This is a genomic window from Erwinia sp. AC075 (assembly GCF_979253995.1).
Map to the genome: position 1 here is coordinate 2,156,171 of NZ_CEEDEU010000001.1, position 24,027 is coordinate 2,180,197.

The 24,027-nt window shown below is 57.8% G+C and carries 21 protein-coding genes; 9 read left to right on the forward strand and 12 right to left on the reverse strand.

The genetic code is table 11. The features are described 5' to 3' along the window. The first annotated feature begins 3 nt into the window (after nt 1-3). From AC0IXH_RS10125 to AC0IXH_RS10155, 7 genes are all read left to right on the forward strand, one after another. Nucleotides 4-1,269 (forward strand): NAD(P)/FAD-dependent oxidoreductase, encoded by a 1,266-nt coding sequence (locus tag AC0IXH_RS10125; protein WP_471720386.1) that lies wholly within the window; start codon nt 4-6, stop codon nt 1,267-1,269. Continuing rightward, on the forward strand, nt 1,266-1,979 hold the full coding sequence (locus AC0IXH_RS10130; RefSeq protein WP_151037904.1) for a DUF1365 domain-containing protein: 714 nt from the start codon (nt 1,266-1,268) through the stop codon (nt 1,977-1,979). The genes AC0IXH_RS10125 and AC0IXH_RS10130 overlap by 4 nt, the downstream gene beginning before the upstream one ends. Nucleotides 1,980-1,982: 3 nt before the next feature. Further along, a complete protein-coding gene (locus tag AC0IXH_RS10135) occupies nt 1,983-3,212 on the forward strand; it encodes an SAM-dependent methyltransferase (RefSeq protein WP_013201415.1) in 1,230 nt (409 codons plus the stop codon). Then, nucleotides 3,209-3,694 carry a DUF2878 domain-containing protein gene (locus AC0IXH_RS10140; RefSeq protein ID WP_013201414.1) on the forward strand — a complete coding sequence of 162 codons (486 nt, stop codon included), beginning with the start codon at nt 3,209-3,211 and terminating at the stop codon, nt 3,692-3,694. Before AC0IXH_RS10135 ends, AC0IXH_RS10140 begins: the two co-directional genes overlap by 4 nt. Then, nucleotides 3,691-4,203, forward strand: a complete 513-nt coding sequence (locus tag AC0IXH_RS10145; protein ID WP_471720387.1) for a chalcone isomerase family protein — start codon at nt 3,691-3,693, stop codon at nt 4,201-4,203. Before AC0IXH_RS10140 ends, AC0IXH_RS10145 begins: the two co-directional genes overlap by 4 nt. Continuing rightward, nucleotides 4,203-4,736 carry a DUF3833 domain-containing protein gene (locus tag AC0IXH_RS10150; RefSeq protein ID WP_013201412.1) on the forward strand — a complete coding sequence of 178 codons (534 nt, stop codon included), beginning with the start codon at nt 4,203-4,205 and terminating at the stop codon, nt 4,734-4,736. Before AC0IXH_RS10145 ends, AC0IXH_RS10150 begins: the two co-directional genes overlap by 1 nt. Nucleotides 4,737-4,821: 85 nt before the next feature. Beyond that, nucleotides 4,822-4,926 carry a protein YohO gene (locus tag AC0IXH_RS10155; protein ID WP_041691950.1) on the forward strand — a complete coding sequence of 35 codons (105 nt, stop codon included), beginning with the start codon at nt 4,822-4,824 and terminating at the stop codon, nt 4,924-4,926. On the opposite strand, the gene AC0IXH_RS10160 is transcribed toward AC0IXH_RS10155, so the two are convergent. Genes AC0IXH_RS10160 through osmF form a run of 4 tightly spaced genes read right to left on the reverse strand, consistent with a single transcriptional unit; the run spans nt 4,913 to nt 8,697 of the window. Beyond that, complete coding sequence (locus AC0IXH_RS10160) at nt 4,913-5,638, reverse strand: ABC transporter permease (protein ID WP_013201411.1); 726 nt, start codon at nt 5,636-5,638, stop codon at nt 4,913-4,915. The genes AC0IXH_RS10155 and AC0IXH_RS10160 overlap by 14 nt on opposite strands. Before the next feature lies 1 nt (nt 5,639). Then, entirely contained in the window at nt 5,640-6,572 is a 933-nt protein-coding gene (locus AC0IXH_RS10165; RefSeq protein WP_346565967.1) for an ABC transporter ATP-binding protein, read from the reverse strand. After that, nucleotides 6,569-7,729 carry an ABC transporter permease gene (locus AC0IXH_RS10170; protein ID WP_134823762.1) on the reverse strand — a complete coding sequence of 387 codons (1,161 nt, stop codon included), beginning with the start codon at nt 7,727-7,729 and terminating at the stop codon, nt 6,569-6,571. The genes AC0IXH_RS10165 and AC0IXH_RS10170 overlap by 4 nt, the downstream gene beginning before the upstream one ends. 47 nt (nt 7,730-7,776) lie before the next feature. After that, nucleotides 7,777-8,697 (reverse strand): glycine betaine ABC transporter substrate-binding protein OsmF, encoded by a 921-nt coding sequence (gene osmF, locus AC0IXH_RS10175; RefSeq protein ID WP_151037911.1) that lies wholly within the window; start codon nt 8,695-8,697, stop codon nt 7,777-7,779. Between the two features lie 221 nt (nt 8,698-8,918). Here osmF and AC0IXH_RS10180 point away from each other — a divergent pair, with 221 nt between their 5' ends. Beyond that, nucleotides 8,919-10,388: an MFS transporter gene (locus AC0IXH_RS10180; RefSeq protein ID WP_013201407.1), complete on the forward strand. Its 1,470-nt coding sequence runs from the start codon at nt 8,919-8,921 to the stop codon at nt 10,386-10,388. A gap of 32 nt (nt 10,389-10,420) precedes the next feature. Here AC0IXH_RS10180 and idi read toward each other — a convergent pair whose 3' ends face one another. From idi to bglX, 5 genes are all read right to left on the reverse strand, one after another. After that, a complete protein-coding gene (idi, locus tag AC0IXH_RS10185) occupies nt 10,421-10,963 on the reverse strand; it encodes an isopentenyl-diphosphate Delta-isomerase (protein WP_013201406.1) in 543 nt (180 codons plus the stop codon). A 122-nt stretch (nt 10,964-11,085) separates the two neighbouring features. Continuing rightward, nucleotides 11,086-12,981: a methyl-accepting chemotaxis protein gene (locus tag AC0IXH_RS10190; protein WP_471720388.1), complete on the reverse strand. Its 1,896-nt coding sequence runs from the start codon at nt 12,979-12,981 to the stop codon at nt 11,086-11,088. A 138-nt stretch (nt 12,982-13,119) separates the two neighbouring features. Further along, the gene (locus AC0IXH_RS10195) at nt 13,120-14,229 is read right to left on the reverse strand and encodes a suppressor of fused domain protein (RefSeq protein ID WP_013201404.1); all 1,110 of its coding nucleotides are present in this window, start codon (nt 14,227-14,229) and stop codon (nt 13,120-13,122) included. A 122-nt stretch (nt 14,230-14,351) separates the two neighbouring features. Beyond that, nucleotides 14,352-15,224, reverse strand: a complete 873-nt coding sequence (locus AC0IXH_RS10200) for an oxygenase MpaB family protein (RefSeq protein ID WP_053145962.1) — start codon at nt 15,222-15,224, stop codon at nt 14,352-14,354. Between the two features lie 115 nt (nt 15,225-15,339). Beyond that, nucleotides 15,340-17,640, reverse strand: a complete 2,301-nt coding sequence (gene bglX / locus AC0IXH_RS10205; protein WP_471720389.1) for a beta-glucosidase BglX — start codon at nt 17,638-17,640, stop codon at nt 15,340-15,342. Between the two features lie 195 nt (nt 17,641-17,835). Here bglX and dld point away from each other — a divergent pair, with 195 nt between their 5' ends. Then, nucleotides 17,836-19,611, forward strand: a complete 1,776-nt coding sequence (dld, locus tag AC0IXH_RS10210) for a D-lactate dehydrogenase (protein WP_471720390.1) — start codon at nt 17,836-17,838, stop codon at nt 19,609-19,611. On the opposite strand, the gene AC0IXH_RS10215 is transcribed toward dld, so the two are convergent. From AC0IXH_RS10215 to AC0IXH_RS10225, 3 genes are all read right to left on the reverse strand, one after another. Next, nucleotides 19,592-22,021 (reverse strand): DUF3772 domain-containing protein, encoded by a 2,430-nt coding sequence (locus AC0IXH_RS10215; protein WP_471720391.1) that lies wholly within the window; start codon nt 22,019-22,021, stop codon nt 19,592-19,594. The genes dld and AC0IXH_RS10215 overlap by 20 nt on opposite strands. A gap of 101 nt (nt 22,022-22,122) precedes the next feature. After that, nucleotides 22,123-23,070 (reverse strand): D-alanyl-D-alanine endopeptidase, encoded by a 948-nt coding sequence (gene pbpG, locus AC0IXH_RS10220; protein ID WP_013201398.1) that lies wholly within the window; start codon nt 23,068-23,070, stop codon nt 22,123-22,125. A 180-nt stretch (nt 23,071-23,250) separates the two neighbouring features. Then, nucleotides 23,251-23,838: a Yip1 family protein gene (locus tag AC0IXH_RS10225; protein WP_471720392.1), complete on the reverse strand. Its 588-nt coding sequence runs from the start codon at nt 23,836-23,838 to the stop codon at nt 23,251-23,253. Between the last annotated feature and the right edge of the window lie 189 nt (nt 23,839-24,027).

The window sequence follows — 24,027 nt, forward strand, 5'->3', positions numbered from 1 at the left end:
TCTTTGAGAATTGCGATTGTAGGCAGTGGGATTTCCGGGCTCAGCTGTGCATGGAAGCTGGCAAACAAAGCAGAAGTGCATCTTTATGAGGCCGGCGACACGCTGGGCGGACATACCGCGACGGTTGACGTGGAACTGGCGGGCAAACGCTGGGCGATTGATACCGGTTTTATCGTTTACAACGATCGGACCTATCCGCGTTTTCTGTCGCTGATTGCCGAGCTGGGGCTGGAAAGCAAGCCGACCGAAATGAGCTTCTCGGTGCGCAACAATCGCAGCGGCCTGGAGTACAACGGCCATACGCTGAGCACGCTGTTTGCTCAACGCAGCAACCTGTTTAAGCCGAGCTTCTGGCGTTTCCTGATGGAAATCGTGCGTTTCAATAAACGCGGCAAGGCCTGGCTGGAACATCAGTCGGAGCAGGGAACGCTGGATGATTTTTTGCAGCAAGAGGGCTTCAGCCAGTTCTTCGCCCAGCACTATATTCTGCCCATGGGCGCGGCGATTTGGTCGACGTCACTGGCCGAGATCCGCCAGATGCCGCTGTCGCTGTTTTTGCACTTCTTTAACCATCACGGCCTGCTGGATTTGAGCCAGCGCCCGCAGTGGTATGTGGTGCCCGGTGGGTCCAGAGAATATATCCGCCGGCTGATCGCGCTGGTGGGCGACAAGCTCACCGTACATCTTGCCACACCGGTGCTGAAAGCGGTGCGTCATCCACAGGGTGTGACTCTGTACAGCGCGCGCGGTGAGGAGAGCTATGACCAGGTGATTTTCGCCTGCCACAGTGACCAGACGCTGAACCTGCTGGCCGATGCCACCGCAGAAGAACGCGAGATGCTGCTGGGCGTGCCTTACAGCGCCAACGAAGTGATCCTGCATACCGATACGTCGCTGCTGCCGGAAAACCGCCGCGCCTGGGCCAGCTGGAACTACCGTCTGGATGATACGCAGGCCGGCGACGAGCTGTTGGGCGCCAGCGTCACCTACAACATGAACATTTTGCAGGGCATCAAGTCATCCGAGACCTTTTGTGTCTCGCTGAATGCCACACAACCGATCGATCCGGCCAAAGTGCTGGGTCGCTATAGCTACCATCATCCGCAGTTCAGCCTGCAAAGCCTGATCACCCAGACCGAACGGCTGCGGCTGAATGGCTGTAACCGCAGCTGGTTCTGCGGCGCATGGAGCTATAACGGTTTCCATGAAGACGGCATTCGCAGCGGGCTGGATGTGGTGGCCGGCATGGAACAGGCGGGATTGCTATGAACAGCGCCCTGTACAGCGGCCACGTGCGTCACCGGCGTTTCACCCCGGTGGATCATCAGTTCAGCTACCGCATTTTTATGCCGCTGATTGACCTTGATGAGCTGCCACTGCTGCGCAGCGTCGGCATCCGGCCCGGCAAGTTTTCCTGGGCCTCTTTTTGCCAGGATGATTATCTTGGCGGCGGCGACATTAAGCAGCGGGCGCAAACGCGGATTGCCGAACTGACCGGCGAGCAGCTCAACGGCCGGGTGATGTTACTGACCCAGTTGCGCTATCTCGGCAGCTCGTTTAATCCGGTGAATTTTTACTACCTCTACGATGACGCCGACAGCCTGCGCTGGATGCTGGCCGAAGTGCGCAATACGCCGTGGAACGAACGCCATACCTATGCGGTGAAGCCAGACGGCAGCGAAACCACGCAGAAAGCGTTTCACGTTTCGCCGTTTAACCCGATGGATATGGTCTATCACTGGCGGCTTTCCGCGCCCGGCAAATCGTTGTCGGTGCACATTGAGAATCACCGGGCCGGTCGCGAATTTGATGCCACGCTGCACCTGCGTCATCAGCCGCTGACCCGCAAGACCTTGCGCCACCATCTGTGGCGGTTTCCGCTGATCACCCTGAGAACCGGACTGGCCATTTACTGGCAGGCCTGGAAGTTGTGGCGCAAAGGCGCGCCGATCTATGACCACCCCAAGTCGGAGAAATAGCGGATGTGTATACCGGAACTGACCCTGACCCGTCGCGGTAAAGCGGGCAAACGTTTGTCCACCTCACGACGGCTGATTTTTTCTCTGTTGCAACATCTGCAAGGGGCGGGTCTGCGTCTGCACGATCCGCACCTCGGCACCCATTTCTTTGGCGACAGCCAGGCGGCGATCCAGGCCGAAGTGGTGGTCCATCACTCCAGCGCTTACCGTCGGGTGTTGTTCGGTGGCAGCATTGCCGCAGCAGAAACCTATATGGACGGTGACTGGGATACGCCGGATTTAACGGCGGTGATCCTGACGCTGGCCACCAATATGCCGGTGCTGGATAAGCTGGAGTCGCGGCTGAGCTGGATGTCGTCGCCGCTGAACAGGATGCGCCATGCGTTTCGCCGCAACAGCGTGAAACAGGCGAAGCGCAATATCGCCGCCCATTATGACCTGGGCAACGATTTCTACACCGCGTTTCTCGACCGGGCGATGCTCTATTCGAGTGCCTGCTACAAGCAGCCGGAGATGACGCTGGAACAGGCGCAGCAGGAAAAAATGCGCCGTCTGTGCGTCAAGCTGGGGCTGGGTCCCAACGATCACCTGCTGGAAATCGGCACCGGTTGGGGCGCGATGGCCGAGTTCGCGGCACGCGAGTATGGCTGCCGGGTGACCACCACCACCATTTCGCAGGAGCAGTACGACTACAGCTGCCAGCGCATTCAGGCGGCGGGGCTGAGCGATCGGGTCACGGTGCTGAAAGAGGATTACCGCAATCTGACCGGTCAGTACGACAAGCTGGTGTCGATCGAAATGATTGAGGCGGTGGGCAAAAACTATATCCCGCTGTTTTTCGAACGCTGTCAGCAGCTGGTAAAACCCGGCGGCCGCATGGCCTTGCAGGCAATCACCATCAGCGAAGAACGCTTCGACAGCTATGCGCGGGGCGTTGATTTCATCCAGCGCTATATTTTCCCCGGCGGTTTTTTACCGTCGGTCAACCTGCTGCAAAAGACCATGAACGAGCTGACGGATTTCGTCAGCCTGGATCTGTTTGAGATGGGGCTGGATTACGCGCGCACGTTGCAGGAGTGGCGTCACCGTTTCGATCACGCCTGGCCGCAGCTGGAAAAAGGCCGTTTTGACGAACACTTCCGCCGCATGTGGCTGTTCTATCTATGCTATTGCGAAGCAGGCTTCCGCGCGAAAACCATCGGCACCGTTCAGCTCACCGCGGAGCGGGCATGAGCACCCTGCGCTTCTGGCTGCTGACGCTCGGGTTTGACCTCTACTGGGCGCTGGCTGTCGGGATGCGCGAGCGCGCGGTTTACGCGTTAGTGGTCATTGCGCTGCTGGCCTGGTGGGCCAGCGATGCCGCCATCCGGCTGCGGGTATTAGCGGTGGCGCTGGTGGGGTTAGCCATGGACAGCCTGTGGCTGTGGCTGGATCTGTTCCATTTCGCCGACGCACACTGGGTGCCGCTGTGGATGCTGTCGTTATGGCTGGCCTATGCCTGCTGGTGGCCGCTGTGCCTGCACCGCTACGCCTTAAGCGGACCGTTGCTGGCGGTGCTGGGCGCCGTTGTTGGTCCGTTCACCTATTATCTCGGTGAACGGCTGGGCGGGATGGAACTGACCGCGTCGCCATTAAAAGTCTTTGGCCTGATGGCCATCGGCTGGGCGATTTATCTGCCGCTTACCCGCAGGCTGCTGCAAAGGAGTGAGAGATGAGATCGCTGTTGCTGATGATGCTGGTACTCTCGCCGCTGGCGCAGGCCACCGACTGGCAGCGCTGGCAGCCGGTGGGGAAAGCCACGCTGACCTGGGGACCGTTTACGGTTTACGATTCGCAGCTGTTTACACCGGCGGGCACGTTTACGCCGCAGCAGTGGCCGTTAGCGCTGGTGATCACCTACCGCCGCGACATCAGCCATCAGGATCTGACTCAGGCCACCGAAGAGCAGTGGCAGGCGCAAAACATTGGCACCCTTAGCCAGCGTCAGGCGTGGATCGCCGCATTAAACCGACTGTGGCCCGACGTCACGGACGGCACCCGACTGGCTTTTCAGGCCAGCCAACAGGGTGGACAGTTTTACTGGCAGGCGCCGGGGATCGCTTCCCCAATCAAACCGCTGGGGCAGCCTTTTGACCCGGCTTTCCGCGACGCCTTCCTGGCCATCTGGCTTTCAGAAAAAACCACCTATCCCGACATTCGTCGGGCACTCACCGGAGGTAGCTGATGTGGAAATCCCTGATGTTAATTGGTGCGCTGCTGCTGACAGGTTGCGGCGCGAAAATAGAAGATTATCAGCAGGCCCAGCCGAAGATAGATATTTTCCAGTGGTTTAACGGCCAGTCCCGCGCCTGGGGCATGGTGCAGGATTACAGCGGTAAGCAGATCCGCCGCTTTGAAGTGACCATCAAGGGCACGGTGGTCGGGCCAACGCTGACCCTCAACGAGCAGTTTGTTTACGATGATGGTGAAAAACAGAGCCGCGTCTGGCATATCCGCAAGCTGGAGGATGGTAGCTATGTCGGCACGGCGGGCGATATCATTGGCACCGCCAAGGGTCATGCGGCGGGCAACGCCTTCAACTGGCAATATGCGATGACGGTCAAAACCGACAGCAGCAGCTACAAGTTGAACTTTGATGACTGGATTTATCAGCAGGATGCCACGCATCTGATGAACGTAACGTCGATGAAAAAGCTGGGCGTTGAAGTGGCGCGCGTCACCATTTTCTTCAACAAAGAGCAGCCGGCCGGGCAATAAAATGACAGCAAAGGCTTAACCCGCGAGGGCGAATGGCGTTATACTTCGCCCTCTTTCAGCGGCAGACCACCATGGACACACCGGCATGAACTTGCAAAAAATTGGCGTCATCTTCATCTTCCTGTTAATGGCGCTCGGCGGCATTGGCGGCGTGATGCTGACCGGTTATACCCTGATTATCCGTTCCTGAAGCGTTTTTGCAGGCGCTCAAACAGGCGATCGGTGACGATAGCCAGCAGCGCCACCAGGCAGGCACCCTGAATCACATAGGCGGTATTAAACCCGCTGAGTCCAATGATCACCGGCGATCCTAATGTTTTGGCGCCGACGGTTGAGGCAATCGCCGCCGTGCCAATATTGATAATCACCGAGGTGCGGATCCCCGCCACGATCACGCTGGCTGCCAGCGGCAATTCGACCTTACGCAAAATCTGCCATGAACTCATGCCCACGCCTTCCGCAATTTCGCGGGCACTGGCCGGCACCGCGCCAATGCCCGCCAGCGTGCCTTGCAGGATCGGCAACAGGCCATAAAGAAACAGCGCGATTATCGCCGGCTTCTCGCCAAACCCCATGATCGGCACCGCAATCGCCAGCACCGCCACCGGCGGAAAGGTTTGCCCTGCGGCCACCAACGTTTCAATCAGCGAACGAAACTCTTTTCCCGCCGGACGGGTGACAAAAATCCCGGCCCCCATGCCGACGATCACCGCAAACAGGCTGGAAACCGCCACCAGTTCGATATGCGCCAGCGCCAGCTGCAGGAAACTGTCCTGCCGGTACATCGGCCGGTCGAGTTCTGGAAACCAGCTGGCGAACAGCGGCTGGCTGTAAGGCAGCAACACCAACAGCGCGATAAACACCGCGATCAGCCACAGCAACGGATCCCGAGTCCAGCGCATATTATTCCCTCCTCTGCCGCAGCAAATCGGCGAAGTGCAGCACGCCCAGCGGTTTCTGCTGGCGGTCGATCACCGGCAGGCGGTCGGTCTGGCGCGCGATAAACTGCGACAATGCCTCACGCAGGGTCATCTCTTCCGGGATGGCGTCCTCTTCCAGCCATTCACCGCGCCGCGCCGCCGCGCCCACGTTGCCCAGCGACAGCAGGCGGATGCCCAGCTCGCTACGTCCGAAGAAATCCCGCACAAAGTCGTTGGCGGGTTGGGTCAGCAATTCGACCGGCGTGCCCTGTTGGATCACCTTGCCGCCGTCCATCAACACCAGTCGGTCGGCCAGCGCCAGCGCTTCGTCAATATCGTGGGTCACCAGCACAATGGTGCGGCCAGAAATCTGGTGAATACGGGCGATTTCCTGCTGTAACGCGCCGCGCGTAACCGGATCCAGCGCGCCAAACGGCTCATCCATCAGCAGCACTTCGGGATCGGCCGCCAGCGCGCGGGCCACGCCAACGCGTTGCTGCTGGCCGCCGGAAAGCTGGTGCGGAAAACGGTGGCGAAACTGCTCGTCGAGATTGAGCAGCGCCAGCAATTCGGTGACGCGCTCGGCAATCCGCTGCTTTGACCAGTTCAGCAGCGCCGGCACGGTGGCGATATTCTTTTCCACCGTCCAGTGCGGGAACAGGCCAATGGACTGGATGGCATAGCCCATCCGGCGGCGCAGGATCTGCGGATTGAAGCTGCGGATCTCCTCACCGGCAAATTCAATGGTGCCCCGATCGTGTTCAATCAGCCGGTTGATCATCTTTAGCGTGGTGGACTTGCCGGAGCCGGACGTGCCGATCAGCACGGTAAATTCGCCTTTGGCGATATTCAGGGTTAACTCGCTGACCGCCGCTTTTCCGGCAAAGTATTTGCTGACCTGGTTAAAGTGGATCATTGGCGCTTCGCCTCAATAACGGAAAGAACAAATTTGAACAGGGCATCGATAACCACGGCCATAGCGATCACCGGGATCACCCCCAGCAGCACCAGTTCCAGCGCGCTACTGAGCAGGCCCTGGAAAATGATCGCCCCGAATCCGCCGGCGCCAATCAGTGCGGCGATCACCGCCATACCCACGGTCTGTACCGCAATCACCCGCAGGCCGGTCAGCAGCACCGGCAGCGCCAGCGGCACTTCCGCCTGCCAGAAAATCTGACTGCGGGTCATGCCCATCCCTTCTGCGGTTTCGATCACCTCTTTCGGCACCTGCTGCAACCCGGCGACCACGCTGCGCACCAGCGGTAACAGTGCATACAGCACCAGGGCGATCAGCGCGGGCGCCATGCCAATCCCGCTGATCCCCAGTTCGGATAACCAGGGAAAGGCGCGGGCCAGTCCGGCTAACGGCGCAATCAGCAGGCCGAACAACGCCACGGAAGGCACGGTCTGGATCACATTCAGCACGGCGAACACCGGTGACTGCACCGCCGCTTTTTTGGCGCACCACCAGCCGAGCGGAATGCCGATGGCCAGCGTCGGGATCAGGGTGCCGACCAGCAGCAGCAGATGGCGCGAGAATGCCTGATCGAACACTTCCCGACGGTTGGCGTACTCCTTCAACAGCGCCATCTGATCCAGCTGACCGTTCAGTAAAAAAACGATGACCGGTAGCCAGATTTGACCATTCAACAGCAGCCGCCAGAAGACCTGCGGCGTCAGGCGGGAAATCGTATCCGCCGCAATAAGCAGACAGAGCCCGCCGCTCAGCCAGAAGCCGCTGCCCCACGAGGTTCTAGCCAGTGGACTGCCCTGCTGGGAAAGGGAAGTCGCCTGATGGCCGCTAAAGGCGATCAGGGCGATAAACAGCCCTTCGCTCAACAGCAGCGTCAGCACCAGATGTCGACGGGAAACCGGCAGGAAAGCCAGCAGCAGCAACAGAATGACCGGCACAGGCAGCAGCCATTGCACGCCCTGCAACAGCTGATGCAGCGGCAATGGCTGGCCGGATACCAGCCGGTTAGGGGCGTAATTCAGAAAGGGCAAGCTGGCTGCGGCAACGGCCAGCAGCACAGCCAGCGTCAACAAAACCCGATTATGAAGTTGGAGGCGCAAAATTTTCCCACTACCTTGCGGGCCGGTGCGTCCGGCCCGGGCTCACCCTACAACAGTTTTTTCTGCTGCAAATAGTCCGCCGCCACCGTTTTCGCATCCTGCCCTTCTACGGCAATTTTTGCGTTCAGTTCCTGCAGCGTTTTCTCGTCCAGCGAGGCAAAGACCGGTTTCAGCCAGTCGCCAATCTGCGGATAGGCTTTCAGCACCGCATCGCGGATCACCGGCGTTGGCGCATAGATTGGCTGCACCCCTTTTGGATCGCTCAGGGTTTGCAGTCCCAGCGCCGCGACCGGACCGTCGGTGCCATAAGCCATCGCCGCATTCACGCCGGAGGTCTGCTGCGCTGCCGCCTTGATGGTCACCGCAGTATCACCGCCGGCCAGAGACAGCAGCTGATCCTGTTTCAGGGTGAAGCCATAGGCTTTCTGGAACGCCGGTAACGCATCGGCGCGTTCGATAAACTCGGCCGACGCCGCCAGTTTGAACTCACCGCCCTTCTTCAGGTAGGCGCTGAGATCGTCGAGGGATTTCAGCTTATTCTTGTCGGCCAGATCGCTGCGTACTGCAATCGTCCAGGTGTTATTTGCCGGGGCCGGCGTCAGCCAGGTCAGTTTGTTTTTCTCTTGATCCAGCTTCTTCACCTTCTCGTAGCCTGCTTTGGCATTTTTCCATGCAGGATCCTTTTCATCATTGAAGAAGAAGGCACCGTTGCCGGTGTACTCAGGATAGATGTCCAGTTCGCCGGCGGTGATCGCGCCCCTGACCACCTGGGTGGTGCCAAGCTGCACCTTATTGACCGTTTTCACCCCGTGCTTATCCAGCACCTGCAGGATGATATTGCCCAGTAACGATCCTTCGGTATCAATTTTCGAACCGACTTTGACCGGGTCTGCCGCCTGCGCGGTTGCGGTCAGAGCCAGTAATCCGGCCAGTGCCAGTAAGGCTGTACGCCCTGTTCTTTGCGACATTTTCTGTTCCTTTCCTTAAGGTTAGTAACAAGCGTAGCCTAATAAATCAGCAGAGAAAGCCAGACGGCTAAAAACCCCGAGCCGCCTCTCAGAGAGAGAACCCTTTCGCTCACCCTTTTTCAACGGGCATTTTGTTGTAACTTATAACCAGCAGGAATTTATCTCTGTCATCCCCGGGAGTATTCTCTGGGCTTATTCTTAAAATAAAAGACCTTAACATCATGACTGACTTAGCATCTTCGGCGCATGTCGCCATTGCAGGGAGTGCGCCGACGGGGGAAGCCTTCACTATCCGCCGCGCCGCTGACGTATCACATCTGGTCAACACCAGTACCCAGGCCCGCAGTAACGCCCGTATCGTGATCGGCATTGCGCTGGGCGGGGTGTTTCTCGACGCTTACGACCTCGGCGCACTGGCCTTTGGCATGAAGGATGTCACCAAAGAGTTTGGTCTGTCGCCAACCGGCGCGGGCATGGTGGCGTCGGCGATTGCATTTGGGGCCATTGTCGGCGCGCTGCTCGGCGGCTATCTGACCGATAAAATTGGCCGCTATCGGGTGTTTATGGCCGATATGTTTTTCTTCGTGTTTGCCGCGCTGGCCTGTGCCTTCGCACCGAATGAGTATGTACTCACCGCCGCACGTTTTGTGATGGGGTTAGGGGTCGGGATTGATTTGCCGGTGGCGATGGCGTTCCTCGCCGAGTTTTCCAAGCTGAAGGGGCGCGGCAACAAAGCCGCCAGTATCGCGATGTGGTGCCCCACCTGGTACGCGGCGATTTCGATTTCCTATCTGCTGGTGCTGTTCTTCTATTCCGTGCTGCCAGAAGCCCATTCCGGCTTGCTGTGGCGCATCATTCTGGGCTTCGGCGCGGTACCGGCGATTCTGATTATCTGCATCCGCAGCCGCTATATGAGCGAATCACCGGTGTGGGCAGCCAATCAGGGGGATTTAAAAGGTGCGGCGGCGATCCTGCGCAGCTCTTACGGCATCAATGCCCATGTGGCGGAAGACGCGGACCTGACGCCGGCCAAAGCCACCCGCAAGGCCAGCTGGCGCAACTATGGTGAACTGCTGAAAGGGGTTTACCTGCGTCGTACCATTCTGGCGACCGTGACGGCGATTGCCTCCGCCTTTGCTTATAACGCCGTGGCCTTTGGCCTGCCGGTGATCCTTTCCAGCTTCCTTGCCCAGTCAATGCTGACCACCATTCTGGTGTCGCTGGCGTTAAATCTGCTGTTTGCCTTTGTCGGCGGCATCCTGGCGGTGCGGCTGGTGCCCAGATTTGGCGCGTGGAAGATGACCACCCTTGGCTACAGTTTCCAGTTTGCCGCATTGATTGGCCTGGCACTGGTTGGCCGTCCCGCCGACGGTGCGGAAGCGGCGGTGTCGATCGGCATGCTGGCGCTGTTCCTGTTGGGTCAGGGATTTGGTCCGGGTTCCCATACCATGACCTTTGCCTCGCTCAGCTATCCCACCTCGTTACGCGGCGTGGGCGTCGGCTTCAATCAGACCCTGATGCGCGCCAGCTCTACCGCCTCGCTGTTCCTGTTCCCACTGCTGTCGGCGGCATTCAGTACCAATGTGTTCTGGATTATTGCGCTGGCGCCGTTGGCCGGGCTGATCGCCCTGCTGGCGATTCGCTGGGAACCGTCAGGTTACGATGTGGATGCGGAGGATTTTGCTCAGTAAGCGCGAGGATAACTGCCGATGCGGGCTGAGGTTCAGCCCGCAAGCTGTTGCGCGGTGAACTGCTTAAACGCCGGGGGAATGCGGGCAAAGGTGTGCAGGAACCACGGCGTAAAGCGTTCCGGGTAACGTTGCATCTCCTGCTCGATTTCATTCAGTGAAGCATAGCGCCAGCCTCCCGCTTCTTCCGGGTTGGGCTGCGGCGGCTCATCGCTAAAGGCAAAAAAGACGTGGCCGTATTCGTGTTCGGTTAAGCCGTTGCCCATCGGCAGGTTGTAGCTTAGCTCGAACGCCGGATCCAGCGACAGACGCATACCCATCTCTTCACGCAGACGGCGCTCTGCGGCATGTTGCGTTGATTCCTGGGGGAACGGGTGACCGCAGGTGGTGTTACTCCACAAGCCACCGCAATGATATTTACCCGTGGCGCGCTGCTGCAGCAACAGTTGGTGGCGGGAGTTGAACACGTAAACGGTTACCGCGCGATGCAGTAAACCTTTCTGATGAACCTCCAGCTTTTCCATCCTGCCGATGGGACGATCGTGACGATCAACCAAGATAACTTCGATTGCAGACATGCGCCCTCCTTAGGACTAATCTCACACATTGTGGCACAGCTTAGGGCGTTTCGGCTGCATGAAATCGTGCGAAATTATGACAGGGCAGCATAAAGCTGCCCTGTTGGCGGCGGGACGGAGGATTATAACTTGAAGCTGCTGACCACTAATTCCAGCTGAACGCTTTGCTCTTCCATCGCCTGGGCGGCGGCGGAAACCTGCTCAACCAGCGAGGCGTTCTGCTGGGTAGTGCTGTCCAGTTGGGTGATGGCGGTGTTCACCTGGTCAATACCCATACTCTGCTCGCGGCTGGCAGACATGATTTCTGACATTAAGGTGGTGACGCTGCTGACACCGTTCATCAGCTCATCCATGGTGCTGCCGGCTTCCTGCACCAGCTGACTTCCCTGATCGATATTCGCCACCGATTCTTCAATCAGTTTCTTAATCTCACGGGCAGAGTTCGCTGAACGCTGGGCCAGATTACGCACTTCGGAGGCGACCACCGCAAATCCACGGCCCTGCTCACCGGCACGCGCCGCTTCGACCGCCGCGTTCAGTGCCAGAATGTTGGTCTGGAAAGCGATGCTGTCGATCACGCTGATGATATCGACCACCTTACGGGAAGAGGTGTTGATCTCGCCCATGGTGACCACCACCTGTTTCACCACGTTGGAACCGCGCGCGGCAACGCGAGACGCATCGCCCGCCAGCTGGTTAGCATGGGTGGCGTTATCGGCGTTCTGACGCACGGTGCCGGTTAACTCTTCCATCGAAGCCGCCGTCTGGACGATGGAGCTGGACTGCTCTTCGGTCCTGGCGGACAGATCGAGGTTGCCGCTGGCAATCTCTTTCGACGCCGAGGTGATCGCCATCGCGCTCTCACCCACCTGCCGGATCAGCCCCTGCAGGTATTCAATAAAGTTGTTGAAGCTCTGGGCAACCGCATTGAATTCCGGGCTACTGCTGTTTGGCAGACGCTGCGTCAAATCCGCACCGCCGGTCGACAGCGCCAGAATGTTGTCATTCAGGCCGGACAGACGTTTCATCATGGTACGGATAAAGCCCAGCAGCACCAGCAACAGCAGGATCGCTAACGGGATTTGCACCAGGCCCAGACGGGTCAGGATCGAGTTGGTCTGTTTGGACAGTAACGCCGTCGGGACGTCGCTGGCGATAAACCACGGGCTGCCGCTGATCTGCTGCACAAACAGCGTATGGTTGCCGTCTTCACCGTCATAGGTGCTCTGCGACGCTTCGCTGCCGGCCGATGTCAGCGCGGTGCGCAGGGAGGCCGCCATTGGCGTGGTCAGCTCACTGAGGTTACGCAGTTTTGGCGTGCTGTCGATCAGGCTGGCATCGCCAACGACCTTGCCGTCAGCTTCGACAATCAGCACCTGGCCCTGCACCGCATCGCCCATCTCTTTCGCCAGATGGTTGAAGAAGCCCAGCGTCACGTCGATGGTGGCAACGCCCCAGGCTGCGCCGTTGCGATAGATGCCCATCGCGCAGTTGGTACGGGGTTGAGGGCTGGCCGCATCCTGATAGGCTTTCGCCCAGGCACACTGGCCTTTGGCCGCCGCCAGGCCGTCTTTATACCAGGACTGCTCATAGTAATTTGGCGCTTCGGCGGAGTTCCAGAAGGTGTTGACCTGCAGGGTGTTGCTGCTGTCACGGGCAAAAAACGTACTGAACTTATCTTTCGCCGCATCACGCATTTTTGGCAGTGGCCAGATGCCGCCGCCAAACACGTTAACGTCCTGATACTGGTTCACTAACGCCGGTAACACGGAGTCGATAGCCGCGCTGTCGAGCACCGCAGCGGATTCCGTGATGCTGCGCTGTTGCGCCTGGATACGGTTCATCATCTCAGTAATGCGTGCACCGATCGTTTCCACTTCATAACGCACCAGACGACTCTCATTGGTCGTGAGCTGGGGCGCAACAAACATTTTAATCACCACTACCGTGATCAACAGCAGTAACGCAAAAAAGCCGACGATCAGGAGGGTAAATCTGGCCTGGGTTGTTTTCAACATGACGAGCCCCACTCAACTCAATCAGGCACAATTGCCTGATCGGGTTAACGGCCGCTGACAGGGAAACTTGATGTGACATCCGTCTCATTTCAGACAAATGTTTTGCTGAAGCGCTCCGGTTGGATCGCCTGGCAGAATTTAATTCTGTGAATCAACCACCTGCGGGCGGGGGCGGAAAACGTGGTTACAGCCTTCCTGACGCAATCTTTCCACCAGCTGGTTGCCGCCGCTCTCTTCCGCTTCGGCCAGTTCACGTTCAGCGGTGGTGACCGGCGTGGTCCACAGCAGGTTGACCTTCTCGCCGTCGCGTTTCGGCAATTTGAACTGCCCTGCTTCGCCGCTCAGTTCACCTGAGATCAGGAAGCCTTCAAAGCCGACCGGTGCCACCGACGATTCCAGCGTATGGCCTTCGCCCAACCAGCTGAGACGCGCCCAGGGGAAATGCGCGAAGCTGGCCAGTGCGCTGGCCATCTGTACCGCGTTTTCTTCGGTCATGACCTCAGCATCGATGGCCATCGCCAGCTCAACGCGGCGGTGTTGCCCGGCCAGATCCTCAAACAGAAAATCAACCCACGGCATCGGGCGGATGCTCATCCCCAGGGTCAGGAAATACCAACTGCCCTGATGATAATGTTGTGAGATCGCCATCGGCGGCCAGTTTCCCTGGTCGATGGAGTAGTACTTGAGGGATTCCCCGTACTGCGCTTCGTAGCAGGCGATCATTTCGCGCTGCATCGGGTCCCACAGATGACCGTCATGCCAGTCACGCCAGAAATGGCGGTGCTTTTCAGCCTGAGCATAGTAGTCATTGGTGGATGCCGAGCCTAACGGCGCGGTCAGCCGGTTCTCTTTAATGCAGCCGGCAGAGAAGCTAACCTGCTTGTTTTGATAGAGGCTCCAGCCAGGGATCACCGCCAGTAATTGCCCCTGATACCACAGCGCCGCGCCGTCATCGGCCGGTTCCCAGATAATCTGTAACCCGGCAGGATCGAGCATCGGTTCGGCCTGCAAGGTGCGGCAGTATTCAGCGCTAAGTAACGGCGGGATCCCCTGCTCCATCGACGCGAGGTCTTCGCTGGCAGGGGCAGGCAACAGGTTGCGCAACCAGCAGCCGCGCACCGCAAACTGGCTGCGGAACCCTTCGGCAGGCCACAGATAGAAATAGGCAGTACGCTCATCCTGTTCAACCCTGGCGATCAGCGTTTGTTGCTGATTGTGGACTTCAGCAATCCGGTACGACTGTGTCATAAAGCCTCGACAATGGATGTAGGGGGATCCTTTTCCCGGAGAATAGGGCAGGATGTCCCGATGTGCCACGTCGGAGCAAGGGTAAAAGTCTCAAAAATGCGCGTCAGGCGGGTTTTCTGGCGCTAAACCTCCCTGCCCATCCGCTGCATCGCGCGTTGATAGGCACCCCGACGGATGGACCAGCGCAGGGCTTTTGCCAGCAGGTTGATGCGCAGGCGGATCAGGCGGCGGCGCAGCGGGGAAAAGCGAAAGCCGAACTGCTGCTGCGCCCATTCTGGCAGCAGCTCAATGCCGGCCATCAGCATTGCCTTCATCGCCGGACGTGCCTGCCAGCTCGGTGCCGGCGCATTCATCAGTATCGACAATACTTCGCGGGTGCGTTCGTCGCAGCGCAGCTGGGGCTGCATCGCCAGCAGATAGGCCTCCACGTCCTCAACCGATTTCGGCACCTGCTCAGCGCCCAGCGCTTCGGCGACCACGGCGGCTTCGGCGTAATAGCGGTCCTGCTCGGCCAGACTGAGCTGCGGGTTTTTATAACGTACGTGCGAGGCCAGGAAACGGCTGGTTTCGGCCACATGCACCCAGGTCAGTAAACGGGGATCGCTGGCGGCGTACTCAACACCCTGCGCATCGACGCCGGTAACCTGCAAATGGATGCGCCTGACCCGCTCAATCAGCGTCTGGGCATCCACCGTGTTACCAAAGGTGGTGACGGCGATAAACTGGCTGGTCCGCCGCAGTCTTCCCATCATATCCGAACGGAAAGTCGAGTGATCCCACACGCCGGCCAGCGCCAGCGGATGCAGCATCTGCATCAGCAACGCTGATATGCCGCCGCACAGCATGGAGGAAAAATCACCGTGTACCCGCCAGATCACGCTGTCAGGGCCATATAAGCCCGGATCGCCCGCAGGCTTTGAGAGGTCGAATTCGTTCATTGCCAGCCCATTTAATCGAAAGACCTGTTGCTGAATTCTGTCGCGAAACGAAGGCATAATGGTGCTAAATTCCTGTTAAATAAACAAAGGGACGAATAAATTCGTCCCTCAGAGTGTGGTATTAACCGGCGTAACGTTTTATCCGGTTTATGCGCTTAGGATGTCCAAACCGTTACAGGTAGGTGAATTCCGCATCGGTGGTGCGGGCAGAATCCAGCCCGATCATCACATTGAATTTACCCGGTTCAGCCACCTGCTGCATCTTCGCGTTCCAGAACTTCAGCGCGTTGACATCAATCGGGAAGGTCACCGTCTGCGACTCACCCGCTTTCAGCATAATGCGCTTAAAGCCCTTCAGCTCTTTCACCGGGCGGCTGATGCTCGCCATCTCGTCATGCAGGTACATCTGCACCACGGTGGCACCATCACGATCGCCGGTATTGGTCACCGTCACGCTGGCATTCACCGTGCCGTTACGTGGCATGGTGGCAGAGGACATTTTCACTGGCGACAGCGTAAAGGTGGTGTAGCTCAGGCCATAACCAAACGGGAACAGTGGACCGTTAGCCGCATCGTAATAATGCGAGGTGTACTTGTTCGGTCTGGTGAAGTCATACGGACGACCGGTGTTCAGGTGATTGTAGTAAATCGGGATCTGACCAACCGAGCGCGGGAAGGACATCGGCAGTTTGCCCGACGGGTTGTAATCACCAAACAGCACATCGGCAATGGCGTTACCGCCTTCGGTGCCGCTGAACCAGCTTTCCAGCAGCGCATCCGCCTGCATATTCTCTTTTACCATCGCCAGCGGACGACCATTCATCATCACCAGCACCAGCGGTTTGCCGGTAGCTTTTAACGCATCAATCAGCGTCAGCTGGCTTGGCGGGATGGTGATATCGCTGCGGCTGGATGCCTCATGCGCCATCCCCTGCGACTCGCCCACGACCGCCACGATCACGTCCGCTTTTTTCGCGGTGGCCACCGCTTCATCCAGCATCTGCTTCGGCGTGCGCGGATCGACGATCACCGAGCCTTTCTCATACTGGTTGAGGAAGTCCTGAATCGCTTTGTTGTCGGTAATATTGGCGCCTTTGGCATACAGCACCGTCGCCTTATCACCGAGGGCATTTTTCACCCCCTGCAATACGCTGACCGTCTGATTAGCCTTACCGGCGGCGGACCAGCTGCCCATAATGTCACGCTGGCTGTCGGCCAGTGGCCCAATCAGCGCCACGGTGCCGGATTTCTTCAGCGGCAAGGTTTCCAGACGGTTCTTCAACAGCACTATGCTTTTACGCGCCACATCGCGCGCGTCGGCACGGTGCAGGCGGCTTTCCGCATTGGTATCCACCGGGTCACTCTCTTTCGGGCCCAGGTGGCTGTACGGGTCGTTAAACAGCCCCATATCGTATTTTACGTTCAGCACGTGGCGCGCGGCATCGTCGATCTCTTTCTCGCTCACAGCGCCATTTTTTACCAGTCCCGGCAAATACTTACTGTAGTACTCGTCGCTCATACTCATGTTCACGCCTGACTGAATGGCAATGCGCACCGCGTCCTGCGGATCGCTGGCCACGCCGTGCTTCATCAACTCTTTAATCGCGCCGTGATCGCTGATGGTAATGCCTTTAAAGTGCCACTGATCGCGCAGCAGATCTTTCAGCAACCAGCTGTCCGCCGTTGCCGGCACGCCGTTCAGCGAGTTCAGCGCCACCATCACGCCGCCACTGCCGGCATCCAGCGCCGCTTTATAAGGCGGCAGATAATCCTGCGCCAGACGCTGTGGGCTCATATCCACGGTGTTGTAATCACGTCCGCCTTCCACGGCGCCATAGCCCGCAAAATGCTTCACGCTGGTCATCACCGAGTAGCGATCCGCCGGGCTTTTACCCTGCATGGATTCCACCAGCGTGCGGCCCATCGCCGACGTCAGGTAGGTGTCCTCGCCAAAGCCTTCGGATACCCGGCCCCAACGCGGTTCGCGGGTGACGTCCACCATCGGTGCCCAGGTCATATTCAGACCATCATCTGCCGCTTCATAGGCTGAAACGCGGCCGACGTTTGCCACCGCATCCAGATCCCAGGTGGCCGCAAGCCCTAACGGGATCGGGAAAACGGTACGCTGACCGTGCACCACGTCATAGGCGAAAAACAGTGGGATTTTCAGGCGGCTAAGCTGCATCACCTGATCCTGCATCGCGCGGATATTGTCACGGGTGACGGTATTAAAGATCGCCCCAACCTGCTCATGTTTGATCATCTCGCGGATGGCTTCTTTCGGGTTGTCCGGCCCGACGCTGATCAATCTCAGCTGCCCTATTTTTTCATCCAGGGTCATTTTCTTCAGCAAATTCGTCACGAACGCATCACGGGCTTCAGGGGTGAGCGGATGTGGGCCAAACAGGTCTTCAGCAAAAGCCGGCTGCAAGGTTAAGGCGGCAGCGAGGCTGACAGAGCAAATCCATTTCATCAGGTTGGTTTCTCTCAAATAACTGCGGAGCAAAAAGAGTCTGGGTGACAAAGTCGTAAGATGGGCAGTGTGCCATAACTTCAGGATAGCAGGTAGTTTTCAACGTACTGGCGCGATCCGCGTCTGATTTTTGCTGCCGCCGACCGCAGCGGGAGCTGCTAAAGTTAGGGCGTGTCAAATAAAAGGACAAAGGATATGCACAACACTTCCCCGACAGGCAGCCAGAAACTGGTGGCCGACTTGCGCCGCATCGTGGGCCGCAATCATCTTCTTACCGATCCGCAACAAACCGCGCGCTATCGCACCGGCTTTCGCTCTGGTCAGGGTGACGCGCTGGCGGTGATTTTCCCCGGCTCCCTGCTGGAACAATGGCGCATTCTGCAGGCCTGCGTCGCCGCCGATGTCATCGTGCTGATGCAGGCGGCGAATACCGGCCTGACCGAAGGCTCAACGCCGAACGGCAACGATTACGATCGCGATATCGTGATTATCAGCACCCTGCGGATGGATAAAATTCAGCTGCTGGATAAGGGCAAACAGGTGCTGGCTTTTCCGGGCAGCACGCTGTATCAGCTGGAAAAGGTGCTGAAACCGCTGGGACGCGAGCCGCACTCGGTGATCGGTTCGTCCTGCATCGGCGCGTCCGTGCTCGGTGGCGTGTGCAATAACTCCGGCGGTTCGCTGATTAAACGCGGGCCCGCCTACAGCGAAATGGCGCTGTATGCGCAGGTGGATGCGCAGGGCAAACTGACGCTGGTCAACCATTTAGGGATGGATTTGGGCACCACGCCGGAACAGATCCTCAGCCGACTGGACGACGAAACCTGGCAGCCCGAGGCGGTGAAATACGATCAGCGGCTGGCATCCGACAACGATTATGCCGACCGCGTGCGCGACGTCGAGGCGGACACCCCTTCACGTTTTAATGCCGACGCCCGCCGATTATTTGAAGCGTCCGGCTGTGCGGGCAAGCTGGCAGTGTTTGCCGTGCGGCTGGATACCTTTATCAGCGAGAAGCAACAGCAGGTGTTTTATCTCGGCACCAACGATCCCGACGTGCTGGACGAACTGCGTCGCCATATGCTGCAAAACTTCAGCCATCTTCCGGTGGCGGCTGAGTATATGCACCGCGATATTTTCGATATCGCCGAGGTCTACGGCAAAGATACCTTCGTGATGATCGATAAGCTCGGCACCGATAAGATGCCGCTGTTCTTTACCCTGAAAGGCCGTACCGATGCCTTGTTAAAGCCTGTTTCGTTCCTGAAACCGAACTTCAGCGATCGGCTGCTGCAAAAAATCAGCAAGGCGTTACCCTCACATCTGCCGAAACGGATGAAAGCCTACCGCGATCGTTTTGAACACCATCTGATGATCAAAATGTCCGGCGACGGGATTGCCGAAGCGCGGGACTATCTGACGACCTATTTCGCCCAGGCTGACGGCGAGTTCTTTGAATGTACACCGGAAGAAGGCAGCAAAGCCTTCCTGCATCGCTTTGCCGCAGCGGGTGCGGCCGTGCGCTATCACGCGGTGCATCATGATGAAGTGGAGGATATTCTGGCGCTGGATATTGCGCTGCGCCGTAACGATCGCGACTGGTTTGAACGCTTACCGGCAGAATTCGATGATGCGCTGGTACACCGCCTCTACTACGGCCACTTCTTCTGCCATGTTTTCCATCAGGATTACATTGTCAAAAAAGGGGTCGATGTCCATGCGCTGAAAGAGAAGATGTTGGCGATGCTGGCCGATCGCGGCGCAGAATACCCGGCTGAACATAACGTCGGGCATTTGTATGCCGCCAAACCGCAGCTGAAGGCGTTCTATCAGCAGTTGGATCCGACCAACAGCTTTAACCCAGGAATTGGGAAAACCACTAAAGCGAAATACTGGGGAGAATGTGGATGCGGTGCGCCGTCGGCTGTTCACAGCGGCGCACCGGACGAGGTTACTCCTCAGGATCCTTAACCACCATCGTGCCGTTACGTTGCTCGACAATCATGGTTTGCGGCGTGGATAACACCACGCCCTCTTTGCGCAGTCGGGTCAGGATATCGAACAGCAGATCGCTTTTCGCACCGGACACCTGACGCGGGCTGGCGACATTACCGGTGACTGACAGCACGATGCCCGCCGACGTCAGATCCTTGAACGAGACGGACGGTTCCGGATTTTCCAGAATACGTTCGTTTTCGTTATAGACTTCCAGCAACAGATCGCGCACCTGCTCAGGATTGATATCCAGCGGGAAGGTCAGCGTAATGGTCGCCACCCCCTGCGCATTGCCCATGGTGGCGTTACGCACGTTCTGCGAGATCAGCTGCGAGTTCGGCACAATCACCGTCGATTTATCGCTCAGCTGGATTTCAGTGGCACGCACGTTAATACGGCGAATATCCCCTTCAATGCCGCTGATGCTGACCAGATCGCCGACCTTCACCGGACGTTCGGTCAACAGGATCAGACCGGAGATAAAGTTCTTCACAATCTCCTGCAAGCCAAAACCGATACCGACCGACAAGGCGCTGACGATCCACGCCAGCTTGTTCCATTGCAGCCCCATAATCGACAGGGCCAGCAGGAACACCATCACGTAACCGAGGTTGCTGAACAGCGTAATCAGCGAGACGCGCATGCCCGCGTCCATGGTGGTTTTCGGCAGGAAATCGGTATCCAGCCAGCGCTTAACCGACCGCAGCACGTAAATGCCGACCACCAGGGTGATCAACGCATTCAGCACGTGTGCCGGGACGATGTTCAGCGTTTCCAGGCCTTTGCCACCCCAGAATTCGATTGCCTTCTGCACCAGTTCAATCGGCGTTGAGCTACCGAACGTGCCGTTCAACACCGCCATGGCAGCGGCCAGCACCAGCACCGTTTTACCGAGTCCAGCCAGCAGCGCAGCAACCTGCGCCAGATGACGTTCATCGATATTCAGCGAGCGCTGGATACTTTTGCCGGAAGCGTTGTTGGTGGAGAACAGGCTTTCGCAGCCGTCGGCCATCAGCTGGCTGAGAATATAGAACGAGCCGAAGACGATGCCCATCCAGATCAGTTCATAGCTCAGGAAGCGTGCCAGGGTGACGTAACCAATCACCAGCGTCACCATGATCGAAATACCGAACAGGGTGATCGCCATCTGGATCAGCCCGACCAGCGTTGACTTGGCTTCCGGCTGCTGGCCGGCCAGCAACATTTTGCGGCGAACGCGGTTGGTGCGGAAGCTAATCGATAAGGCGGTAAAGCCGATCAGCAGCGCGGTTAAGCCGTTGGCGAAAATGGTGGTGCCGACGCTGGTGTTGGCGCTGCTGTTGAGGATCTCAACCGTCTGGAAAACAAACACCAGACCGGCGGTCAGCGGCGGGAACGGTTTTAACGCGGTGGCCACTTCATTCGAGATATTCGGCAGTCGCCACGACGGACGGCGCGTGGAGAGGAACGCCCTGCCCAGCCCGGCAATCAGGCCGCACAGAATACTCAGGCCAACCAGCTTGTCGGCAAAATCACGCACGTCATCCACCACGTTATCGTGACGGGTAAAGGCGAGATCGAGGAAATTAAACGCCAGCACCACTGCGGCGAGCGTAGTTAACGCGGTTGCTGCCGCGAGGAAGCTGCGACGCAGGCGGCCTTCCGGCAGCAAATGAATGCCAACCCAGGCCAGAAACTCTTCCAGATAGCGACGGCCTAAGGTGGCCACCAGCACTGACATCACCACCCACAATACGGTGCCGACACGCCAGCCGGGTTCCCAGGAAAGCACGGCGGTATCTTTTAGTTCATCGACAAAGTCACTGACCTTATTGCCGTCATCGCTCTGGGTATTGAATAACGGAGACCAGAAACGCGGGCCAAAAATACTGCCGGCGTTCAGTGCCAGCTGGGTTTTCAGCGCATCGCGGCGCAGGTTAACGATTTGCGCAGAGAGGTTAATGGCACCGCTTTTGATCGCTTCGGCCTGCTTAACCTGGTCATCCATCTTGCTTTTCTGGCTTTCAAGATTTTTGCGTTTGCTGGTGACTTCCGTGGTTTCTTTTACCCCACTTTCCGGCTTGGGTGCCGGGCCCAGTACGCCTAACTGCGCCTGCAGCTGGGCGCGCTGAGGAATAATGCCCTGCATCAGGGTATCGGCGTCGCCGGAGAGTTCCAGCGCCATATCGTTCAGCGCACTGAGTTTGCTGTCGTTGCTCTCGCCAGAAACCTGCTGCTTAATTTTATCCAGCACCTTCTGCATTTTTGGCAGCTCAACCGCGGCGTTGACCTTTACAGGCGCATCGCTGGTTTGTTGAGTGGTGTCATCGGCAGCCTGTGCCATCACCGGGGAGAGGGTGACCAGACTTAAAAGGAGGATGCGAAAATAGATTAACAACGTAGACATGAAAATTTCCAGGTATCAGATATGGCCGGGCAATCCAGCAGCCTGCGTGCAAGTCTATGCTTTTGCCCGGCCCGACACTATAGGATTCACTAACGAAAACGCTACTCGACGATCTCGGTATTGCTGCCGGTACTGGCCATCTCCGCCGCCTTCTGCTTTTTATAGCTCAGCGCGGACGCGGGCACCGGTGAAATCTTGCCGGTTTCAATCCAGTCACGCAGACGGTTAGCGTCAGCAAAATGGGTATATTTGCCAAAGGCATCCATCACCACCAGCGCCACCGGACGTTGATTGATCACCGTACGCATCACCAGGCAATGCCCCGCTTCATTGGTGAAGCCGGTTTTGGTCAGCTGGATATTCCAGTCCTGACGGTACACCAGGTGGTTGGTGTTGCGGAACGGCAAGGTGTAGTTCGGGCTCTTAAACACCGCCATGTCTTCATGGGTGGTGCTGAGCTGGCCAATCAGCGGGTAGCGTTTGGTGGCGATCAGCAGTTTGGTCAGATCGCGCGCCGTCGAGACGTTTTCAATCGACAGGCCGGTGGGCTCCACGTAATGCGTATGGGTCATGCCCAGCGACTGTGCCTTGGCGTTCATCGCCCGGATAAAGGCGTCGTAGCCGCCAGGATAATGGTGGGCCAGGCTGGCTGCGGCACGGTTTTCAGAGGACATCAGCGCCAGCAGCATCATGTTTTTGCGGCTGATTTCACTGTTCAGGCGCACGCGGGAATAGACGCCGCGCATCTCTGGCGTATGGCTGATATCCACGTTCAGCATCTCATCCATCGGCAGATGGGCATCCAGCGTTACCATAACCGTCATCAGCTTGGTGATAGAGGCCATGGGGCGCACCAGATCGGGATGGCTGGCGAAGATCACTTTGTTGGTATTGAGATCGACAATCATCGCACTGCCAGACGCAATCTGCGGCTGTACGATCGGGGCAACATCAGCCAGTTTACTGCTGGCGACGGCCTGGCCCAGCGGGAGCTGAGCGGAGAAAACTAAAGCCAAACTCAGAAGAGACAAGCGAATTTTTGCAGGCATCTTATAAAAACTTAACCGGGAAGTGATTCAGGTGCGGAAAAACCGCACGCCGCCGCCGCGAAAAGCAGGCCACACGGGGGCTGGCAAGCGCATCATACGCTGGCCGCTAAGTATTTTCCTAGTGGATATTCGTTTCTGATGATGAATGAGACGCCGCCGGGATCCCGGCGGCGAAAAGCGTTAGAAAAGCTGATATCCATAGCCCCAAAGCACCACGGTCAGGGCCAGTAAAACCTCAAGAACCAACACCCCAATTGCCAGCGTCGATCCGGAAAAACGCATGCTCTCTTCTTTGTCGATGTTCAGGAACAGCGGAATGCCGATGTACAGCAGATAACCGGTGTACACCAGCGCCAGCGTACCGACAAACAGGCACAGCCAGACCAGCGGATAAAGCGCCACTAACCCACTGATAAACAGCGGTGTGGCCACATAGCCGGCAAACACCGTACAGCGCTGTAGGCTGGGACGCTGCGGATAATCCCGCGCCATCCAGTGAATCACCCGGCCCATCACCGCCACGCCGCCGAGGATCACCGCATAAAACAGGATCGCCAGGCCGAAGGCGGTCACCATCGATAAGGCGATGGTCTGTCGTGCGCCGAGATCCCAGCCAAGTTGAGTGGTGCCGATAAACGCGCAGATCACCGGGATCAGCGCCAGTAACAGGACGTGGTGAGTGTAATGGTGAGAGACGGTTTCGTTCTCTTGTTTGATGTCACGCATCTCACGGTCGGGATGCGCAAGAAGTCCCCATACATGGTTCATATCTTCACTCCTCTACTCGGAAAGGCCGCAATCAGCGCGGATTGTCTTCAAGTATAAGTGGCCGTGAACTGTTTGTTTTTTCTACAGGGAAACTTTGTGCTAATCACTTCAATTTGCAGTGAAAATAAACCGCTTTCGCAACATCTTTCATCACGGTTTAAGCCAAAGCAGTTAGACTTAGGGGTTTGT

What these genes read in the sequence shown, in the direction of transcription:
- AC0IXH_RS10130 (WP_151037904.1), top strand. Translation starts at nt 1,266, where the DNA reads ATGAACAGCGCCCTGTACAGCGGCCACGTGCGTCACCGGCGTTTCACC.
- AC0IXH_RS10135 (WP_013201415.1), top strand. Translation starts at nt 1,983, where the DNA reads ATGTGTATACCGGAACTGACCCTGACCCGTCGCGGTAAAGCGGGCAAA.
- AC0IXH_RS10140 (WP_013201414.1), top strand. Translation starts at nt 3,209, where the DNA reads ATGAGCACCCTGCGCTTCTGGCTGCTGACGCTCGGGTTTGACCTCTAC.
- AC0IXH_RS10145 (WP_471720387.1), top strand. Translation starts at nt 3,691, where the DNA reads ATGAGATCGCTGTTGCTGATGATGCTGGTACTCTCGCCGCTGGCGCAG.
- AC0IXH_RS10150 (WP_013201412.1), top strand. Translation starts at nt 4,203, where the DNA reads ATGTGGAAATCCCTGATGTTAATTGGTGCGCTGCTGCTGACAGGTTGC.
- AC0IXH_RS10155 (WP_041691950.1), top strand. Translation starts at nt 4,822, where the DNA reads ATGAACTTGCAAAAAATTGGCGTCATCTTCATCTTCCTGTTAATGGCG.
- AC0IXH_RS10160 (WP_013201411.1), bottom strand. Translation starts at nt 5,638, where the DNA reads ATGCGCTGGACTCGGGATCCGTTGCTGTGGCTGATCGCGGTGTTTATC.
- AC0IXH_RS10165 (WP_346565967.1), bottom strand. Translation starts at nt 6,572, where the DNA reads ATGATCCACTTTAACCAGGTCAGCAAATACTTTGCCGGAAAAGCGGCG.
- osmF (WP_151037911.1), bottom strand. Translation starts at nt 8,697, where the DNA reads ATGTCGCAAAGAACAGGGCGTACAGCCTTACTGGCACTGGCCGGATTA.
- AC0IXH_RS10180 (WP_013201407.1), top strand. Translation starts at nt 8,919, where the DNA reads ATGACTGACTTAGCATCTTCGGCGCATGTCGCCATTGCAGGGAGTGCG.
- idi (WP_013201406.1), bottom strand. Translation starts at nt 10,963, where the DNA reads ATGTCTGCAATCGAAGTTATCTTGGTTGATCGTCACGATCGTCCCATC.
- AC0IXH_RS10190 (WP_471720388.1), bottom strand. Translation starts at nt 12,981, where the DNA reads ATGTTGAAAACAACCCAGGCCAGATTTACCCTCCTGATCGTCGGCTTT.
- AC0IXH_RS10195 (WP_013201404.1), bottom strand. Translation starts at nt 14,229, where the DNA reads ATGACACAGTCGTACCGGATTGCTGAAGTCCACAATCAGCAACAAACG.
- AC0IXH_RS10200 (WP_053145962.1), bottom strand. Translation starts at nt 15,224, where the DNA reads ATGCCTTCGTTTCGCGACAGAATTCAGCAACAGGTCTTTCGATTAAAT.
- bglX (WP_471720389.1), bottom strand. Translation starts at nt 17,640, where the DNA reads ATGAAATGGATTTGCTCTGTCAGCCTCGCTGCCGCCTTAACCTTGCAG.
- dld (WP_471720390.1), top strand. Translation starts at nt 17,836, where the DNA reads ATGCACAACACTTCCCCGACAGGCAGCCAGAAACTGGTGGCCGACTTG.
- AC0IXH_RS10215 (WP_471720391.1), bottom strand. Translation starts at nt 22,021, where the DNA reads ATGTCTACGTTGTTAATCTATTTTCGCATCCTCCTTTTAAGTCTGGTC.
- pbpG (WP_013201398.1), bottom strand. Translation starts at nt 23,070, where the DNA reads ATGCCTGCAAAAATTCGCTTGTCTCTTCTGAGTTTGGCTTTAGTTTTC.
- AC0IXH_RS10225 (WP_471720392.1), bottom strand. Translation starts at nt 23,838, where the DNA reads ATGAACCATGTATGGGGACTTCTTGCGCATCCCGACCGTGAGATGCGT.